General features: G+C 49.3%; 20 protein-coding genes. 7 read left to right on the top strand and 13 right to left on the bottom strand.

The features are described 5' to 3' along the window. Nucleotides 1-17: 17 nt before the first annotated feature. The 7 genes from aceA to orn all read right to left on the bottom strand — a co-directional run bounded on the left by aceA (nt 18) and on the right by orn (nt 7,398). On the bottom strand, nt 18-1,325 hold the full coding sequence (gene aceA / locus ACLPHM_RS00760) for an isocitrate lyase (RefSeq protein ID WP_430219379.1): 1,308 nt from the start codon (nt 1,323-1,325) through the stop codon (nt 18-20). Between the two features lie 368 nt (nt 1,326-1,693). Beyond that, complete coding sequence (locus ACLPHM_RS00755) at nt 1,694-2,950, bottom strand: MFS transporter (protein WP_430219378.1); 1,257 nt, start codon at nt 2,948-2,950, stop codon at nt 1,694-1,696. A 4-nt stretch (nt 2,951-2,954) separates the two neighbouring features. Continuing rightward, nucleotides 2,955-3,524, bottom strand: coding sequence for a CDP-diacylglycerol--glycerol-3-phosphate 3-phosphatidyltransferase (gene pgsA / locus ACLPHM_RS00750; protein WP_430220731.1), 570 nt, complete (start codon nt 3,522-3,524; stop codon nt 2,955-2,957). Nucleotides 3,525-3,555: 31 nt separating this feature from the next. Beyond that, the gene (gene uvrC / locus ACLPHM_RS00745) at nt 3,556-5,379 is read right to left on the bottom strand and encodes an excinuclease ABC subunit UvrC (protein ID WP_430220730.1); all 1,824 of its coding nucleotides are present in this window, start codon (nt 5,377-5,379) and stop codon (nt 3,556-3,558) included. Next, the gene (nagZ, locus tag ACLPHM_RS00740; protein WP_430220729.1) at nt 5,342-6,400 is read right to left on the bottom strand and encodes a beta-N-acetylhexosaminidase; all 1,059 of its coding nucleotides are present in this window, start codon (nt 6,398-6,400) and stop codon (nt 5,342-5,344) included. Before nagZ ends, uvrC begins: the two co-directional genes overlap by 38 nt. Nucleotides 6,401-6,423: 23 nt before the next feature. After that, entirely contained in the window at nt 6,424-6,825 is a 402-nt protein-coding gene (gene acpS / locus ACLPHM_RS00735; protein ID WP_430219377.1) for a holo-ACP synthase, read from the bottom strand. Between the two features lie 27 nt (nt 6,826-6,852). Further along, entirely contained in the window at nt 6,853-7,398 is a 546-nt protein-coding gene (gene orn / locus ACLPHM_RS00730) for an oligoribonuclease (protein ID WP_135863777.1), read from the bottom strand. Nucleotides 7,399-7,445: 47 nt separating this feature from the next. Between orn and ACLPHM_RS00725 the strand changes: the two genes are divergently transcribed. Both ACLPHM_RS00725 and rsgA read left to right on the top strand, forming a co-directional pair. Continuing rightward, nucleotides 7,446-8,708: a M48 family metallopeptidase gene (locus tag ACLPHM_RS00725; RefSeq protein ID WP_430219376.1), complete on the top strand. Its 1,263-nt coding sequence runs from the start codon at nt 7,446-7,448 to the stop codon at nt 8,706-8,708. After that, nucleotides 8,686-9,588, top strand: a complete 903-nt coding sequence (gene rsgA, locus ACLPHM_RS00720; RefSeq protein WP_430219375.1) for a ribosome small subunit-dependent GTPase A — start codon at nt 8,686-8,688, stop codon at nt 9,586-9,588. Before ACLPHM_RS00725 ends, rsgA begins: the two co-directional genes overlap by 23 nt. A 3-nt stretch (nt 9,589-9,591) precedes the next feature. Here the strand turns inward: rsgA and ACLPHM_RS00715 are convergent, their stop codons facing one another. Next, the gene (locus ACLPHM_RS00715) at nt 9,592-10,314 is read right to left on the bottom strand and encodes a CoA pyrophosphatase (protein WP_430219374.1); all 723 of its coding nucleotides are present in this window, start codon (nt 10,312-10,314) and stop codon (nt 9,592-9,594) included. A 62-nt stretch (nt 10,315-10,376) separates the two neighbouring features. Beyond that, nucleotides 10,377-10,757, bottom strand: a complete 381-nt coding sequence (rplS, locus tag ACLPHM_RS00710; protein WP_135863782.1) for a 50S ribosomal protein L19 — start codon at nt 10,755-10,757, stop codon at nt 10,377-10,379. A gap of 286 nt (nt 10,758-11,043) precedes the next feature. On the opposite strand from rplS, the gene ACLPHM_RS00705 reads away from it, so the two are divergent. Next, on the top strand, nt 11,044-11,322 hold the full coding sequence (locus ACLPHM_RS00705; RefSeq protein ID WP_430219373.1) for a biotin--protein ligase: 279 nt from the start codon (nt 11,044-11,046) through the stop codon (nt 11,320-11,322). Then, nucleotides 11,319-12,098 (top strand): lipoate--protein ligase family protein, encoded by a 780-nt coding sequence (locus ACLPHM_RS00700; protein ID WP_430219372.1) that lies wholly within the window; start codon nt 11,319-11,321, stop codon nt 12,096-12,098. Before ACLPHM_RS00705 ends, ACLPHM_RS00700 begins: the two co-directional genes overlap by 4 nt. Nucleotides 12,099-12,451: 353 nt before the next feature. On the opposite strand, the gene ACLPHM_RS00695 is transcribed toward ACLPHM_RS00700, so the two are convergent. The 3 genes from ACLPHM_RS00695 to ACLPHM_RS00685 form a co-directional block, all read right to left on the bottom strand. After that, nucleotides 12,452-13,093 carry a peroxiredoxin gene (locus ACLPHM_RS00695; protein WP_430219371.1) on the bottom strand — a complete coding sequence of 214 codons (642 nt, stop codon included), beginning with the start codon at nt 13,091-13,093 and terminating at the stop codon, nt 12,452-12,454. A gap of 201 nt (nt 13,094-13,294) precedes the next feature. Then, a complete protein-coding gene (locus ACLPHM_RS00690) occupies nt 13,295-14,224 on the bottom strand; it encodes an electron transfer flavoprotein subunit alpha/FixB family protein (RefSeq protein ID WP_430219370.1) in 930 nt (309 codons plus the stop codon). A gap of 3 nt (nt 14,225-14,227) precedes the next feature. Next, nucleotides 14,228-14,977, bottom strand: coding sequence for an electron transfer flavoprotein subunit beta/FixA family protein (locus ACLPHM_RS00685; protein ID WP_430219369.1), 750 nt, complete (start codon nt 14,975-14,977; stop codon nt 14,228-14,230). A 233-nt stretch (nt 14,978-15,210) separates the two neighbouring features. Here ACLPHM_RS00685 and mltB point away from each other — a divergent pair, with 233 nt between their 5' ends. Next, nucleotides 15,211-16,374, top strand: coding sequence for a lytic murein transglycosylase B (gene mltB / locus ACLPHM_RS00680; protein WP_430219368.1), 1,164 nt, complete (start codon nt 15,211-15,213; stop codon nt 16,372-16,374). A gap of 13 nt (nt 16,375-16,387) precedes the next feature. On the opposite strand, the gene ACLPHM_RS00675 is transcribed toward mltB, so the two are convergent. Further along, nucleotides 16,388-17,149: an RNA polymerase sigma factor FliA gene (locus tag ACLPHM_RS00675; protein ID WP_430219367.1), complete on the bottom strand. Its 762-nt coding sequence runs from the start codon at nt 17,147-17,149 to the stop codon at nt 16,388-16,390. A gap of 240 nt (nt 17,150-17,389) precedes the next feature. On the opposite strand from ACLPHM_RS00675, the gene ACLPHM_RS00670 reads away from it, so the two are divergent. Together ACLPHM_RS00670 and fliD are read left to right on the top strand one after the other, a co-directional pair. Then, on the top strand, nt 17,390-17,809 hold the full coding sequence (locus ACLPHM_RS00670) for a flagellar protein FlaG (protein ID WP_430219366.1): 420 nt from the start codon (nt 17,390-17,392) through the stop codon (nt 17,807-17,809). Nucleotides 17,810-17,908: 99 nt separating this feature from the next. Further along, a complete protein-coding gene (gene fliD / locus ACLPHM_RS00665) occupies nt 17,909-19,303 on the top strand; it encodes a flagellar filament capping protein FliD (protein WP_430219365.1) in 1,395 nt (464 codons plus the stop codon).

Below are 19,303 nucleotides of genomic sequence, written 5' to 3'. Positions count from 1 at the left end.
AACCACTGATGCTAGCCTTATTCAGCAGCTTTAGCAAATTGAGCGGCTTCTGTAGAACCAGCCAACGCTGTAGTAGAAGATTGGCCACCTTCAATCGTTTGTGTTACGGCATCAAAGTACCCAGTCCCTACTTCACGCTGGTGACGTACTGCAGTGAAACCACGCTCTGCGGCAGCAAACTCGCGCTCTTGCAGATCAACAAAGGCGGTCATGTTGTTGCGAGCATAGCCGTGAGCCAGATCAAACATGCCGTAGTTCAAGGCGTGGAAACCAGCCAAGGTGATGAACTGGAATTTATAGCCCATCGCACCCAACTCACGTTGGAATTTAGCAATAGTTTGGTCATCCAGGTTTTTCTTCCAGTTGAACGATGGCGAGCAGTTGTACGACAACATTTTGCCTGGGAACTGACGGTGAATGGCTTCAGCAAAGCGTTTTGCGTATTCCAAGTTAGGTGTAGAAGTTTCACACCAGATCAAGTCAGCGTAAGGCGCATACGCCAAACCACGCGAAATAGCTTGCTCTACACCGGGACGTGTACGGAAGAAACCTTCCACAGTACGCTCACCTGTAATAAATGGTTTGTCGTTGTCATCCACATCACTAGTAATCAGGTCAGCCGCTTCAGCATCCGTACGAGCAACCAATACTGTAGGTACATTCAGAACATCGGCAGCCAAACGAGCCGCTACTAATTTAGATACAGCTTCGCGGGTTGGAACCAACACTTTGCCGCCCAAGTGACCACATTTTTTCACTGCAGCCAGCTGATCCTCAAAGTGAACACCTGATGCACCAGCCACAATCATGGATTTCATCAGCTCAAACGCGTTCAGCACGCCACCGAAACCCGCTTCTGCATCAGCAACAATAGGAGCCAAGTAATCGATATAGCCTTCGTCGCCTGGGTTCATACCTTCGGACCACTGGATTTGGTCGCAACGCATCAACGCATTGTTGATACGGCGTACAACCTGAGGAACCGAGTTGATGGGGTACAGTGATTGGTCAGGGTACATTTCGCCCGCGCCGTTTGCATCACCAGCCACTTGCCAGCCAGACAGGTAAATCGCTTTCAAGCCAGCTTTTACTTGCTGCATAGCTTGGTTACCCGTTAGCGCACCCAAGGCGTTTACAAAGGGTTCTTCCGTGATCATCTTCCACAGTTTCTCGGAACCGCGACGTGCCAAGGTGTGCTCTTCTACAGTAGAGCCACGCAGACGTATAACTTCTTCAGCACTGTAAGTGCGTTTGATACCTTGCCAGCGTGGGTCCTCGGCCCAGTGTTTTTGCAAGTTGCGGATTTCGGTTTCGCGGTTACTCATGTCAGTCTCCAATACAAGAAAAAGAAAACAATCAAGATGAGTATTAGTCTACGCAAATGCGGCGCACGCAACACACTTATATCTTATATAAGACTATATATTTTTATATTTAATATCAATAAGATAGATTTTATATTTCAAGATATGAAATCATATTTTTGTTTATGGAAAAAATTATTGTGCAGCGCGCCATTTGATTTTCACAATGCGGAATAACATAACCACCATATGAAAAACGAACCGTTTTGTACCAAAAAATAATAGAAAATAAAAAAACACCTCAAAAACTGGTGCTATTCCAATTTCTGAGGTGTTTCTTTACAACAACCTTCTGTGTGCCCTCTATATAGAGAGCCGGTATGACAGCGTTATTTTTTCTCGGCAGCCCGTGCGATCCACACGGCCATCGATGCAGAAATACAAAATGCCACCGCCGCACCAAACCATGGACCTCTATTCAAACCGGCATCCAACATGGCACCAAACATCAGTGGCGCCAGTGACGACCCCACGTCCATGCCTGAATACACCAAACCATATACCGTACCTGTTGCCCCTTTAGGAGTCACACGTCTAATTAGCATGTCACGCGACGGAGCCGCCACACCAGAGAAGAAACCCGCCAACCCCACCATGACAACAGCCACTGACGAACTTAACAATCCAGAACCTAACAGTACGAGCATCAGGCCAGCAAAACACAGGGACAAAAATACTGTGCGCTCACTGCGTGCATCGGCCCCAACCAAAAAGCCACCCGCCAACATACCCACTGCAGCGGTCACCATATACGCCGACAATGCTGTTCCAGCCACCACGGGGTCAATGTGATAGACGCTACCCAACATAGGAATGGTGTAGTTCTGTACAGAAGACAGCGCCATAGAGGAAAAGGCAAAAAACAGGAAAGCGCCCCACAAAGCTGGCTGCTTACACAGTATTTTCAGAGTTTGCCAAACCCCTTCACGCGCTAATGATTTTTCTGATGCGCTGTCTTGTTCTGCCTCTACCTGCTGTTTCGCATGCTGACCAGCTAACAGGTTTCTACCCAAGAATGCCGCACACCACACGACGGCAATTAACCCTGCTGCTGAAAAAGCGGCAGCTCGCCAGCCATGGTCTGAAGCAATCGCGGCTACAAATAACGGCGTTAGTGCCCAACCCAAGTTACCCGTTAAGCCGTGCACGCTAAATGCATGCCCTAAGCGCCTGGCACTCACACGGTGATTAATAATGGAATAGTCTACTGGGTGAAAAATAGAGTTCCCTGCGCCCCCAATAGCAGCCGCCAACCACAGCATCCAGTAACTAGTCGCAAAACCAATCATGACGCCTGAGATCACAAAACCGCCCAAACCAAACAGCAATACGGGGATTGGGCCTATGCGATCAACGATAAACCCTGAACTAGCTTGCCCCAAGCAAGACACCACAAAAAACGTGGTGGCTAAGGCTCCCAGCTCTACATAGTCAAAACCGAACTCACGCGCCAAGAACACATACAGTGTGGGCAGCAGTAATTGAAAAAAATGCGAACTCGCATGCACCACACCGATAAGGCTGATGATGCTCCAGTCTTGTTTGCGATCAATGGCCTCTTCAGCGGTCAGCTCTGATATCGCCATAGCATTAACTCTTACGGGCTATTTCGGGCCAGGCTTTCTTCAAGTAATAGCACATAGACCACACTGTCAGAATCGCGGCGATGATAATCAATACCTGACCGATGATGCCCACCGGTATACCTTCGTAATTTTCCCAGTACAACAAACATGGGATAGCGAGCATCTGCGCTGCTGTTTTGAATTTACCCAACCAGTTAACGGCTACGCTGCTGCTAGCACCCATTTGTGCCATCCACTCACGCAAGGCTGATATGGCGATCTCACGACCAATAATGATAAAGGCGATAACAAAGCCCACACGCCCCAAATCCACCAGCACCAGCAATGCGGCAGAAACCATTAATTTATCGGCAACAGGATCCAAAAATGCGCCAAAGGCTGAGGTTTGGTTCCAGCGTCGGGCCAACCAACCATCAAACCAGTCAGTAATAGCGGCCACAATGAACGCGCCACAGGCCAATACATCACGCGAATGTATGCTCATCCAGCTTTCCGGCAAGAAAAACAACGCCAGTACCAGCGGGATCATCAGGATTCTCAACCAGGTCAGGGCCATGGGAAAAGTAAGAGGCATCATCATGTGGCTAACTCGGTATTACAAAACATCAACGTAAAGCATAGTAGATACGCTCAGCTAATGCAGCAGATATTCCTTCAACAGAAGCTAAATCATCTATGCTCGCATTTACCACACCTGTGAACCCACCAAAGCGAGCTAACAAGCGCTGCCGGCGTTTTGCTCCTACGCCTTCTATATCTTCTAATCGTGACACATTCCTAGACTTTGCGCGACGGGCTCGCATCCCTGTAATGGCAAAACGGTGGGCTTCATCACGTGCCTCGGCCACCAACATCAACGCTGGAGAGGCAACTCCTAAGCGTAACTCTGGCCTGCCATCGGCAAAAATCAGGGTCTCAAGCCCTACTTTACGCCCTTCCCCTTTGGCTACACCCACCAGCACATTCGTATCTAAACCAAGCTCGTTAAATACTTGTTTTGCCATGGATATCTGGCCTTTACCACCGTCCACTAACACCACATCTGGTAAGGTTGCCTGACCTTCTGCTACACGCTCGTAACGTCTAAATAACACCTGCCGCATGGCAGCATAATCATCCCCAGGCGTAATTCCCGCAATGTTGTAACGTCTATATAAAGTAGGCTGCATATCATGATGCCTATACACCACACATGATGCTTGCGTCGCCTCACCTGCCGTATGGCTGATGTCAAAGCACTCAATAGTTAGCGCTTCCAACGCATCATCACCCGTATCCAGCCCCAACACCGTCGCCAAATCTAACGTACGAGCCGCTTTAGTCATGGACTCATTCAGCCTACGCGTCAAAGCCAACTCGCCATTTTTCAGTGCCTGCTCTAGCCATGCTTTACGCACGCCCTGAGGACGAATCAGCAACCGTGTTTCTTTGCCAGTTTGCTCTTTGAGCATGTCTAAAATAGCAGTATCTAACAACCGGTGCGACACCACCAATACCGGCGGTAAAGGACGCTCTATATAGTGCTGGCTAATAAATGCAGCCAATACATCTTCTGGCGTATCGTCTTGTACCTGAGTGGGGAAAAACGCTCTATCCCCTAGGTGACGCCCGCCACGCACCATCGCCAAGTTGACGCACACCTTGCCTTCTTCGCTGATGACTGCAATCACATCCAAATCATCCGTGCCAGCATGTTCCATAGTCTGCTGTTGCAATACAGTAGATAACGCTCGCATTTGATCGCGCAGCACGGCCGCTTGTTCAAACTCAAACAGCTCGGAAGCCTCTTGCATGCGCTCTTCTATTTCTTGCAATACCTCATTGGCTTGCCCGGATAAGAAGCGCACAGCCCGTTTCACATCGGCTTGATAGTCTTCCAAAGAAATATTGCCCACACAGGGCGCCGTACATCGTTGGATTTGATGCAACAAACAGGGACGCGAGCGGTGTGCATAGACACCGTCCTCACAGGTACGTAGCTGAAAGACTCGCTGCAGAATTTGTATGGTTTCGCGTACGGCCCACGCATTGGGGTACGGCCCAAAAAACTGCCCACCCACATTAGTGTTACCACGGTAGTAGGCAATGCGTGGCGCATCATGGGCGCTCAACTGCAAATAAGGGTACGACTTATCATCCCTAAACAGGATGTTGTAGCGTGGGCGCAAGCGCTTGATCAGATTATTTTCTAGCAACAGCGCCTCGGCTTCGCTAGGTGTAATCGTCACTTCAATACGCGCAATACGCGCCACCATATGGGCGATACGTGGGCTAGCCAAATTTTTCTGAAAATACGAACTCACACGTTTTTTCAGATCTTTGGCTTTGCCTACATAAAGCACCGTGCCTTCTTCATCCAGATGTCTGTATACACCTGGTAAATTTGGCAGCTCAGCTAGAAACGATTTGAGATTGAAGCTCTCTGGCATGCTGGTAGTATTCATCAGACTGCAACTCATCCCACGCCAAAGCTGGCTCTAAACAACGCAGGCGACGTATACGTTGCACAGACTCAGGATCAGAGTTGTGCTGCAAACGCTGCAACAACTCATCGGCTAAATCTGGTCTATTGCATACCAACACCATATCGCACCCTGCACCCAGCGCGGCTTCGGCTCGTGCCAAAATATCACCGGCTACAGTTGCGCCTTCCATGGTTAAGTCATCCGAGAAGATAACCCCCTCGTAGCCCAACGCCTTACGTAACACACGCTGCAACCAGTACCGAGAGAAACCAGCCGGTTTATCATCTACCTTGGGGTAAATCACGTGTGCAGGCATGACGCTATCCAGCACCAGCGCCCCTAACCAACCATAAGGCGCCGCATCATCATTTAAGATTTGCTCTAAATCACGCTCATCCACAGGGATTTCGTGATGCGAATCAGCCTCTACCGCACCGTGACCGGGGAAATGCTTGCCGCAACTCGCCATACCAGCGCGGTGCAGACCTTGTACTAAGCCAGTCGCCAACATCGCTACCGCTTTAGGATCACGGTGAAAGGCTCGGTTGCCAATTACTCCGCTTACACCCCAGTCTAAATCGAGTACCGGCGTAAAGCTCATGTCTACGCCACAAGCACGTAGCTCAGCAGCCAACACATAACCCACTGCCGCCGCCATTTCCGCCGCTGCTTTAGCATCTTTTTCCCAGAGCGTACCCAAATGACGCATAGCGGGAAGCACGGTAAAGCCATCTGTTTTGAAACGCTGTACTCGACCACCTTCGTGATCCACAGCAATCAGCAATGGTTCGTCTCGGGATGCATGTATGGCATCACACAATGCAGTCAGTTGCTCACGCGAACTAAAGTTACGCGCAAATAAAATAACGCCCCCTACCAGAGGGTTTTGCAAGCGCTGACGTTCTGCTTCGGTTAATTCAGTACCCTCTACGTCCACCATTACGGGACCGGGTAACAACACTGAGCCTTGCTCACTTTGCTTCATGCTGATGTTTCCACTTTTAGTCATTAGGTCTGACTTTCCACAATCACAAATGCCATCACCAAATCAGACTCATCGGTCAGACTGACATGCGCAGCACCAAAACGTTGGTTATACCAGTGTGCCAGTGGTTCTGCTAGCACTACTGTTGGTTTACCACTGGGGGCATTCAACACTTGCATGCGTGACCATGCCATAGGCATGCGCATTCCCAAACCTACTGCTTTGGAAAATGCCTCTTTAGCGGCGAATCGGGTTGCCAAATAGCGCATGCCTCGTCGCATGTCGCGCTCAGCGCGCCGCGCAAACACCACTTGTTCCTCTGGCCCCAAGATACGCTGCACAAAGCGCTCAGGCCGGCGTTCATACGCGGCCTGAATGCGCGACACATACGTAATGTCGGTGCCTATTCCCGCAATGCTGCTCATGTATAGCCTCTTTGACTACCGTGCTATTTACACTTTCAAAAAGTGCTCTCGGTAGTGTTTCAATTCATCAATGGATTCGTAAATATCTGCCAAGGCTTCGTGGCGGCTGTGTTTTACAAAGCTGCTTACCACTTCAGGCTTCCAACGTCGCGCCAATTCCTTTAAGGTACTGACATCCAGATTACGATAATGGAAGTATTGCTCCAGACGGGGCATGTACTTGTACATAAAGCGTCTGTCTTGGCTAATGGTGTTACCACATAAAGGTGAAGCCCCTTCGGGTACATGTTTTTTCAAGAAAGCCAGCAACACATCTTCGGCTTGCTCTTCTGTAGTGGTAGAGGCTTTTACCTTATCAATCAAGCCACTACGACCATGTGTACCTTTGTTCCAGTTATCCATTGCATCCAACAGCGCATCGCTTTGATGGATGACGATCACCGGACCTTCTGCCACAATGCTTAAATCTGCTTCTGTCACAACGACTGCCACTTCGATGATACGTTCTTTTTCTGGGTCTAGTCCGGTCATTTCCATATCTAACCAGACCAAACGTTGATTTGTAACCGCCATATAATCTTCCTTTAAAAACCCTATTTTCGCATACCTGTCAGCACTACATGTTCACTTACCTTTTTCTAGGCTTCTTTCTGCTGGATTTGTTCACCCGCTTTTGGTTAGCGCAACGACAGATCCACCACGTCATGTTGCATCGCGGTACTGTACCAGAGGAGTTTAGCTCGCGTATTCCGTTACGCAGCCATCAACGCGCTGCTGACTACACCGTAGCAAAGGTGAAGCTTAACCAATACGAGCGCTTGGTGGATGCGGTAGTGTTGATTTGCTTAACGCTAATGGGTGGCCTGCAACAACTGGATCTCTTTTGGGCACGCCATATAGACCATGAAATTTGGCGTCAAATTGCCTTAATCCTGAGCGTCGCTGGCCTGCTTGGGCTAATCAGTATGCCTTTTAATGCGTGGAAAAAATTCCGCTTAGAGGCTCGCTTTGGTTTTAACCGTCTGACCCCTGCATTGTTTGTGCGCGATACCATTATAGGTAGCCTATTAGGCATGGTGCTATTAACCATCTGCGCCGGTGCCATTTTGCTTTTCATGGAAAAAACCGGTGCGCAGTGGCCACTGTGGGCCTGGTTATTTTGGGTAGGCTTTAACCTGTTTTTGATCTGGGCGTATCCTACCTTTATCGCCCCGCTCTTTAATAGCTTCAAGCCATTAGAACGTGATAGCCTGCGTGACCGCATCAATGCGTTAGCAGAACGTTGTCAATTCAAATTAAACGGCTTGTATGTCATGGACGGCTCCAAACGCTCGGCTCATGGCAATGCCTATTTCACGGGCTTAGGCAACAACAAGCGCATCGTCTTTTTTGACACGCTGCTTAACAAATTGGATGACGAAGAAATTGAAGCGGTACTGGCGCACGAACTGGGCCACTTTAAACACCATCACATACGCCAGCGTCTGATTTTTAATTTCATAGGCTCACTGCTGGTGTTTATGCTGTTGGGCTGGCTTTCTCAAAAAGCATGGTTTTATGTAGACCTAGGTGTGATCCCACAACTGGGACGTGCTAACGATGGTATGGCCTTGGTGCTGTTTTTCTTGTGCCTACCCGTATTCACTTTCTGGATCACACCACTCACGAATCTTTCGTCCAGAAAACACGAATACCAAGCTGATGCATTTGCCGCTGCACAATGCCCACCTATACATCTACGCCATGCGTTACTGAAGCTTTATAACGATAACGCCGCAACCTTAACACCTGATCCCTTGCACTCTGCCTTTTACGACACGCACCCTAGCGCACTAAGCCGCCTCCAACATCTGGAACATTATGAAAACCAGCAATCTATCTAGCGGTCTTGTTATTGCGGCACACGGCCGTCACTATTTTGTAGAAGATGAGAATGGCGATGTACGTAAGTGCTACACACGGGGTAAGCGCAGCGGTATTTGTGTGGGCGATAAAGTAGATTTCAGCACCCAAAGCGCTGAACAAGGCACCATAGAAAACATACACGAGCGCCGCAACCTGCTTTACCGATCAGACGAGGCTCGCTCTAAACAGTTTGCTGCCAATATTGATCAGTTGTTGATTGTGGTCGCTGCAGAGCCCCCTTTCTCAGAAGACCTCTGTGGCCGCGCGCTGGTAGCTGCCGAGTTCGCTGACATTACCCCCATCATCCTCCTGAATAAGGCCGACCTACCTAGCGTAGAGCGAGCCCGACAACAGTTGCAACCTTTGGCCGATTTGGATATTCCTATCATCGAGCTGAGCGCGCTCAACGAGGCACAAGTCAAAAGCCTGTTGTATCCCATCTTAGAAAACCGCTGCACGCTGCTCTTAGGCCAAAGTGGTATGGGAAAATCTACCCTGCTGAACACGCTAATCCCTGAAGCCCAAGCTCATACACAAACACACTCTGAGGCATTAGGTACAGGCAGACACACAACCACCAGTACGCGTCTGTACCATATCCCTGGCGTCACAGGTCAGCTTATCGATTCCCCCGGGTTCCAAACCTTTGGTTTAGCCCACTTGGAACCTTCTGATATTGTGCGTGGATTTCCTGAATTCGTAGAAGAACTGGTGAACTGCAAGTTTTATAATTGCACGCACCGCCACGAACCTCACTGCGGCATTGTGGCAGCGCTTAAGGCTGGAAAAATCCACCCAGACCGATATGCGTTATATGAGCGCTTGCTTGCGGAATATGAGGCACAAAGCCGTTACTAGCACTTAGGCTAATCGTTGGTGCGCAGCATGCAAATAATGGTAAAAGTTACGGACAATTACCGCCGTAGCACCCCAAATAAAATGCTGCTGCCAACGAATGGCAAAATACTGACGGTAATTCACACCGTTCACTTGCACTTGATGCAAGGTGTGTTGGCTAGGGTCCAAGAGTGCAGATAACGGCACCTCAAACACTTCAGACACTTCAGCCGGAGACGGCACCATCCTATAGCCTGGATGAATCATGCCCACCACCGGGCACATCGCAAAACTTGATGAGCTTAAAAAGATAGGCTGTTGCCCTAACGGCTCTAGGTAGTCAGGATCAATACCTACTTCTTCATGCGTCTCTCGTAACGCCGCCGCTTGCACGCTTTGGTCTTCGGGATCGATGCGACCACCCGGAAAGCTAATTTGCCCAGCATGGTGCAGCAATTGTGCCGAGCGACGCGTAAACAGCATAGACATGCCGGTTTCTCGCTGCTGCAACCCCAAATACACCGCCGCAGGAATGGCGGTAGGTGCTGCGGTGAAGTTCTCTACAAATTGGCCTTGAAAGTGCGGATCCACTTGGCCCAATGGCATGGCTTTGAAAGCCTCACGAATGAAATCCTCCTGCAAGGCTTCTTTAGCCAAGCTGGGCAAGGAGTCTACGGCAATAACGGGTTGGGTTTCAGGGTTAAACCACGTACTCCGTTTTACATCTGTAGGCATGATTTCAGACATTCAGGACTCTCTGGTTTCAAAAAAGGCACCCTAAGGTGCCCTTTCTGATGGTATTACAGCGCTTACGCTTGAGGAGCGTTTTTGCGTACCAATTTTTCTTTGATACGAGCAGCTTTACCGGAACGGCTACGCAAGTAGTACAGTTTCGCGCGACGCACAGCACCACGACGTTTAACTTCAATGCTTGCTACTTGTGGGGAGTACAACTGGAATGTACGTTCCACAGCTTCGCCGGAAGAGATTTTACGCACGATGAAAGAAGAGTTCAGACCACGGTTACGGCGAGCAATAACTACACCTTCGTAAGCCTGTACACGTTTACGTGTACCTTCAACAACGTTTACGTTTACGACAACGGTATCGCCAGGAGCGAACTCAGGCAATGCTTGGCCGTTTGTCAGGCGTTGGATTTCTTCCTGTTCCAGGATTTCGATAAGATTCACAATAAGCTCCAAAGCATCTTGACTGGGTATTGTTTGCCATTTTCAAGTCTATTTTTACGTTTATAGACCTAATTACCCATCAGAGGATGAACTCGGCATTTTAGCACCCATCTTAAAAAAAATCCTTATTTTCAAGGCCAAACGTAGCATATCCCCCTAAAACCCACAAAATTTAGCTAGCATACAACTTGGCGTAGAACACGGCTCTCAGGGAGCAGCTGTTGTACGTACGTCTGGCAATGCACTGTGCCAGCGCATACTGTCTCGTTTACTCAGGAACATACACATGAAGCATGGTGAATATAAAGTCCCCGGTGGAAAACTGGTGGTTATAGACTTTGAGGTTCACGATAATCAGCTGGCTAAGGTACAACTTAGCGGTGATTTCTTTCTGGAGCCTCCCGAAGCCCTGGATCGCATCAACCATGCCTTAACGGGCTTAGCCGCTACCAGTGATGCCGCTACTATCGAGGCAGCCGTTGAGCAGTCGTTACCCGCAGAGGCTCAGCTCTTTGGTTTTGATGCCGCTGCTGTGGCCGTCGTTGTAGGGAGAGCCCTAGCATGAGCACCCGCACCGAATGGAATCACTACCGCTGGCAGTTAATTCACGACCTGCCACAAGACCCTGCCCTGCACATGGCACTGGATGAAATCTTGACCGATGATGTAGGTACAGGAAAACGCCCCCCATTATTGCGTATTTGGGAATGGGCCTCATCCACAGTAATTATTGGCCGCTTTCAATCACTAAAAAACGAGGTGGACCCCGACGGGGCAGCACGCCACGATATTTCTGTGGTACGTCGTATTAGTGGTGGTGGCGCTATGTTTCTTGAGCCTGGCAATGGTATTACCTACTCTATTTGTGCACCTGACCCATTGGTACACGGCATGAGTTTTCAGGAATCCTACGCTCTGATGGATAGCTGGGTAGTAGAAACGTTGAAAACACTGGGTATAGATGCGTGGTATCAGCCATTAAATGACATCACCAGCAGCAAGGGCAAGATTGGTGGCGCGGCTCAGGCCAGACGCTCTAAAGCGGTACTACACCACACTATGCTGGCTTACGATATTAACGCCGACAAAATGCTGGATGTACTGCGCATTGGCAAAGAAAAACTATCGGACAAAGGCACGACTAGCGCCAAAAAACGCGTGGACCCCTTACGCAGCCAAACCGGACTGGAACGTGAAGCCATTATTAACTGCATGATAGAGCAGTTCAGAAAACTCGCCCCATTGGAAGAAGTATCACTGGATGCCGACACACTACACCGTGCCGAACAACTGGCTGATCAAAAATTCCGTACGCCTGAGTGGACAGCATTAGTACCCTAACGGCTTATAGACCGCTATACGCACCTAGCCACATCAAACCGGGAATAGAGACACCCCACAAAGCAACCAAGCAAACATCCAGTATTTTGGAATTGCGCTGGGAACGCTTAGCGGTCAAATAACAGTTTTTCTTTACAGGAAAAGAAGTCTCTAAGACTGTAGAACGCATATGGGATGACACGCTGTGACTCTGTTGTTCTCTATACGTAGTGAAAGACATAACGCACCTCAATTAACTGTTTAATTATACAGTACTGTATAGATTAACAGCAAAAAGCGCAAGTATAAAAAAACCCTCTGTGGCGTATAGCACCACAGAGGGTTGAACTGCGTAGCAAGCAAGCGTCTACGTATTACTTATTAGGCTGCGGGGTAATACGCAAGTAAGGACGTACTTCGGTATAGCCTTTAGGAAACTTCTGCTTAATCACTTCTGGGTCTTTCAGTGATGGCACGATGATCACATCTTGGCCATCTTCCCAGTTCACTGGCGTAGCCACACTGTGACTGTCTGTCAGTTGCAAGGAATCAATCACACGCAGAATTTCGTTGAAATTGCGGCCTGTGCTGGCTGGGTAAGTAATAGTCAAACGTACTTTTTTGGCCGGATCAATAATGAACACAGAACGCACAGTCACAGTGGTGCTGGCGTTAGGATGAATCATGTCGTACAGCTCGGAAACTTTACGGTCTTCGTCAGCCAGAATAGGGAAATTCACCGTCGTTTTCTGAGTATCGTTAATGTCAGCAATCCACTCTTTGTGTGAGTCATTGCCATCCACCGATACGGCGATCACTTTTACACCGCGCTTGGCAAACTCATCAGCCAGCTTAGCGGTGTAACCCAACTCGGTCGTGCAAACCGGTGTGAAGTCAGCAGGGTGAGAAAACAAAACGCCCCAGCTATCGCCAAGGAACTCATGGAAACGAATCTTGCCAGCGGAAGATTCCTGTTCAAAATCAGGGGCAATGTCACCCAAACGCAATGTAGCCATAAATCACTCCTTGGTCATCTTCATGCATCTATGAATAAGCCGCCTGACAGCGGCTTAGAATGAATATATTCTCCCAGCATTAAAAAGCACTTACAAATAACTAGTAGAAATAAACTTATAGTGGCATTGTTTGCTGCAAAAACAAAAAAGCCCCACATAACTCGTGGGGCTTTTTCTACTGCGTAAAGCGAAACAACACCATTACAGTGCAGATTCTAACTCAGGCAGTACGGTGAACAAATCTGCCACCAGACCGTAGTCTGCCACACCAAAAATCGGTGCTTCAGCATCTTTATTAACTGCCACGATGACTTTGGAGTCTTTCATGCCAGCCAAGTGCTGAATCGCGCCAGACACACCAAAGGCCACGTACAACTGCGGAGCAACGATCTTACCTGTTTGACCCACTTGCCAGTCGTTAGGAGCGTAACCCGCATCAACTGCTGCACGAGATGCACCAATCGCAGCACCCAGCTTGTCAGCCAAAGGCTCTAGCAGTTTAAAGTTGTCGGCACTACCCATACCACGACCACCCGTCACCACGATGGATGCGGCAGTCAGTTCAGGTCTGTCGCTCTTCGCTACTTCACGGCCCACAAATTGTGACTTACCGGAATTAGCCGCAGCACCAACGCTTTCAACAGAGGCAGAACCGCCTTCGGCTGCTTGAGGATCAAATGCGGTAGTACGCACTGTAATCACTTTTTTAGCATCCAAAGACTGCACTGTAGCAATCGCGTTACCTGCGTAGATTGGACGCTTGAACGTATCAGCGGACTCTACAGCGATGATATCGGACACCTGAGCCACATCCAGTTTAGCCGCTACGCGAGGCGCAACGTTTTTACCGGAAGACGTAGCTGGGAACAGAATGTGGCTGTAATCACCAGCCACTGCCAGCACTTGTGCGGCTACGTTTTCAGCCAAGCCATCTGTCAAGCTAGCATCGTCAGCCAACAGCACTTTGCTTACGCCAGCTACTTTAGCAGCGCTATCTGCAGCGGCTTTAGCATTGTGACCGGCTACCAAAACGTGGATATCACCACCAATCTTAGCTGCTGCTGCAACCGTATTCAGAGTCGCAACGTTCAAGCTTTCGTTGTTGTGTTCTGCAATTACAAGAATAGCCATGACTTAGATCACCTTTGCTTCGTTTTTCAGTTTTTCAACCAAGGCAGCTACATCTGCCACGATCACCCCTGCAGCACGTGCAGGTGGTTCGCTGACTTGCAGTGTCTTCAAGCGCGGGCTCACATCAACCCCAACGTCTTCAGGCTTGATGGTTTCCAAAGGCTTTTTCTTCGCTTTCATGATGTTTGGCAGCGTGACATAACGCGGCTCATTCAAGCGCAAATCGGTAGTGATAACAGCAGGCAGAGTCAGTTTCAGCGTTTCCAGACCGCCATCTACTTCACGCGTTACCTGTACGGAATCAGCTGCCAGCTCTACTTTGCTTGCAAAGGTAGCTTGTGGCCAATCCAACAAAGCAGCCAGCATCTGGCCTGTTTGGTTAGCGTCGTCGTCAATCGCTTGTTTGCCTAGAATCACCAACTGTGGCTGCTCTTTATCCACCACTGCTTTCAACAGTTTGGATACGGCCAAAGGCTGCAGTTCAGCATCGGTTTCAACCAAGATAGCGCGATCTGCACCAATGGCCATCGCTGTACGCAAGGTTTCTTGGCAAGCTGTCACACCGCATGACACTGCAATCACTTCACTGACCACGCCTTGTTCTCTCAGACGTACAGCCTCTTCAACAGCAATCTCGTCAAAGGGGTTCATCGACATTTTGACGTTAGCGATATCTACATCGCTTTGATCAGATTTCACGCGTACTTTTACATTGTAATCAACGACGCGCTTCACGGGTACCAAGACTTTCATCCGGTTATCTCCAAAACACTTTTAAACAAATTTCAATGGCACTCATAGTTTGAGTGATTGCAAATCACCATACCCAACCTATCACTATACCTAAATCTGCAGCGCTTATACTGCAAAATTATCACAATGACTGCAGTTTTACTCACAATGTCAGTACCGAACTTTTACGGTTTCGACATATACAGTCGTCACGCAAAACCAGTAACATAGTGGGTCTTGAAGGAACCGCCATCATGCCTATCGCCGTGACTATTCTACGAAGCTGCCTATTACTCGCCCTGTTAACGGGCTGTGCCTCACCGCACTCCACTCCTGCAACCGATACTGCTGCTACGCCCTCTAGCGTGAGCGCCCCCGCCTCCCCCGTTACCACGGTGAACTCGGATCATCGCGAGCTCGTTATTTATGAAGATTTAAATGCGGGGAGCTCCAGCGCTGCCAGACGCCAACCGCCAGTACGCGCCGACGGCACACTGCAGCCTTGGGCTTTAGAGTGGGCGCAAGCACTAGAGGCCCAGCGTCAAATCCCTGTTGCCTTGACCACTTCTCTCTTGCAACAGGCCAAATACAATGCCACCGCAGCCAAACTGATGGCGCCTAGCAAAGGTCGCATCAAAAAAAGCTGGGTCACCTACCGCAATCGCTTTGTAGAGCCTATTCGCATACGTGAAGGCGTCACATTCTGGCGCAACCATGCCGAAACCTTGGCCAAAGCCGAACAACAATACGGTGTGCCTGCTTCTATATTAGTTGCCATCATTGGTGTAGAAACGCTGTATGGTAAATACACGGGCGACTTCAATGTGCTGGAAGTGCTGAGCACCTTAGGCTTTAGCTACCCCGACGATAGCCGTCCAGAACGCGGCGAGCTTTTCCGCAATCAACTGGCAGACCTAATTTACCTACACCAAGCCGGTATATTGGATGCCAGCACTGTTGAGGGGTCGTTTGCCGGTGCAATGGGCTTGCCACAATTTATGCCGGGCAGTTTGCTGCGTTACGCCAAAGATGGTGATAACAACGGCAACATTAATTTGCACGATTCTATTGCTGATGTCAGCGCCTCTATTGCCAACTTTTTGTTAGAACACGGCTGGGTGGTAGGCCAACCTGCCTTTTTAGATGTAGCGCTACCCGCACAACCAGATAGCTTGGTAACAGGCGGACTAGAAGCCACGCTGAACTGGAACACGCTCTACCCTAACCAACCAGCCCCTGGCGCACTGGCATCTGTACCGTTGGGTATTGTGAATTTGGTGGATGAGCCTCGCGGAACCGTTGAGTACCGCGTTGCCACCCCTAGCTTCTTTTCCATTACCCACTACAACCGCAGCTACTTTTATGCAGCGTCTGTAGTAGAGTTGGCTAACGCCTTAGAAGCGGCCATGAAGAAATAGTAATGCGACCGCATTACAGCAATGCGGAGTACTCCACACTACCGGGGGAGTACTCCCATTGCTCTCGCGATAGCGCCGCACGAATGCGGGCAATAGCCTGACTGCGCAATTGCGACACCCTACCCTCAGTGACTTCCATCACCATCGCTATTTCTTTTTGATTCAGGTCTTGCTCGAACTGCAACGACAACAGTAGTTTTTCGCGTTCTGGTAACTGATCAATAGCCGATATCAACGCACCACGTAACGCTTGCGACTCTAGCTGTGACAGCGGGTTTTCCAAAGGTGAAGACGGCTTTGCGCCCCCCGAAAGAAACTCTAAGGCGTCGCCCGTTCCTTCTTCGCGTCGTGCTAAGTCCTCGTAGTGCAACACTTGCACGCCGCTGGCTTCTTCTAGCAGTTGGTAATACTGATCGATAGTGAGATCTAACTGCTCTGCGATTTCAGACTCTAGTGGCTCGCGCATTAACTGCTGGCGCAGTACAGTGACGGCATTATCAATTTGGCGTGCTTTGGTACGCACACTACGAGGCAACCAGTCTTGGCTGCGTAACTCATCGACCATAGCGCCGCGTATACGGGTCACAGCATAAGTCTCAAACTGAGCCTCTACCATCACTTGATAACGCCTAACGGCATCCAGCAAGCCGATCATACCGGCCTGGATAAGATCATCCAGCTCTACGCTGGACGGCAGACGCGACACGAGCAGAAGCGCCTGTCGTCTTACGAGCGGCGCATACTTCTCGATCAAAGCGTTTTCTGATGCGGTCATGTGTGATAGATCCGGGAATGCTTACACATAATTTAGCTATTCTCAGGCCTACACCACATTTGAGGTCTATGAATCAAGCGCAGATTTTCACGCCTATTCGCATCATTAGCTCTGCCATTGCCCTTTAAGGGCCGCTAAAGATTCTTCGCTGTGATCCGTTAAGCCCTATAGATTCCTTATACCTTTACTGGCAGCCCTCATGCTTGCCCTGTGCTAACCGTCCCGGATCGGAGACATCGCATGATCAACCCTACAGGACACACCTTATCGCTTTCCTCAACGGCGTTAACTTCCGCTCAGCAAAGTCTGGAGTCGGATGCCGTGACAGAGGTTGATGCAGCGGTCACCGTGACTGAATCAGCAGCCACCGAGAAATCCACGGCTGATAAACACCCTACTCCTTTTGGCAAACCTACTGCTTATGAGTCTGAGTGGGAGAAAAGCACACTCGATAAAGCGTTAGAAACGCTGAATCAAGATATGCAGGCATGGTCTACGGGCTTGCGCTTTGACATAGACCCTGACACGCAGCGCATCGTGCTCTCTATCGTGGACAACGACAGTGGTGAAGTGATTCGCACAGTCCCCTCTGAAGCAGTCATGGCAGTCGCCAAAATGATTGCTCAATTCCAAGGCAAAGGCATCAGCACTACGGCATAAATGGTAGCGAAACCATTGATCTAAGGAACTTTAGGCACGCTAACAGTCGCTTTGTAAACAGACTGACTCAGGCACAATACAGAACAAGGAGCTCGATTCATGGCAATTTCATCCGTTGGTGTAGGCTCAGGCCTACCGGTAGACAAAATTCTGGCTGACCTGCGCAAGGTAGAAAACCAGTCACTAGCGCTTATTCAGAACCGTAAAACGGCGGCTGAAGCACGCCTATCTGGCTACAGCGTATTAAAAGGCTCCTTAGATAGTTTGCAAGGCGCAGGTAAAAAGCTGGCTGATCCTGATGTTTTCAGCGCATTCAAATTTACCGCCTCTAATGATGCTGTCACAGCAAAAGCAAACAGTAACGCCATTCCAGGCTCCTACGAAATAGAGATCAAAAACCTCGCTACTTCCCAACGCCTTACCAAAACGGATGATCGCGAGAGAGTACTTAGTGATCAAGAAGGCGGCAAGATTAGTGTCACCATGGAAAATGGCGACACACACGAAGTAGACTTAGCCGGTTTTGACAACACCATGGAAGGCATGGTGAAGGCCATCAACAGCGACCCCAAACTGGGCATTAGCGCTACGATGATTAATGCGGGTGACGGCCAAACCCATCTGGTCATTAGTTCTACCAAAACCGGTGTAGGTAACGCCGTTAGCAAAATTGAAGTCAAAGACAACGAACAACTAAACGACTTTCTAGGTTTTGACGCGGATAACAACACTAACTCTTACATCGAGCGAAAAGCCCAAAACGCTGAGCTCACGATTGATGGCATCGAGATCACCAGCCAGAGCAATACGGTTGAAAATGCGGTAGAGGGTGTGACCCTTACGCTAAACCAAACCACTGCTGGTAGCGAAAATGGCAAACTTACCCGTCTTGCCTTATCGCGTGATGACGCTGCCACCAACAAAACCATCCAAGAGTTTGTGACTGCCTACAACAATGTCATCAGTACCATTGCGTCACAAACCAAATACGACCTGGATGCCCAGCAAGGTAGCGCCTTAACCGGTGAAGCACTGCCTCGACGTATTCAATCTGATATACGTAATGCCATTAGCCACAACCTCAGTACCGGTGAAGTGCGCAACCTGTCGCAAGCGGGGATCACCATCAACCTCAGCACAGGTATGATGGAGGTAGACCAGAAGAAACTGGATGCCGCCCTAAAAGATAACAGCCAGGATCTCGCTCGCCTGTTCTCAGGCAAAGAGGGTATTGGGCAGCGTCTGGTAGACAGCACCGAAACCTACTTAAAGAAAAAAGACGGTTTGCTCGCTGTCACCAATGACAACATCACCAAAAGCATCAAAGATATTGATAAACAAATGAAAGTTGCTGAGGCTCGCATCGAAACCACGATGGAAGCCTATAGAAAGCAATTCTCCAACTTGGACAAAATGATGAGCCAAATGGGCGGCATCAGCGACTACCTCAGCCAGCAGTTGTCCATGCTTGGCAATATGAACGACAAGAAATAG

This window comes from Paenalcaligenes sp. Me131 (assembly GCF_050487225.1).
Lineage (GTDB): Bacteria > Pseudomonadota > Gammaproteobacteria > Burkholderiales > Burkholderiaceae_B > Paenalcaligenes.
Note: the sequence above shows the minus strand (reverse complement) of the source record. Positions and strands in the feature narration are given on the sequence as shown.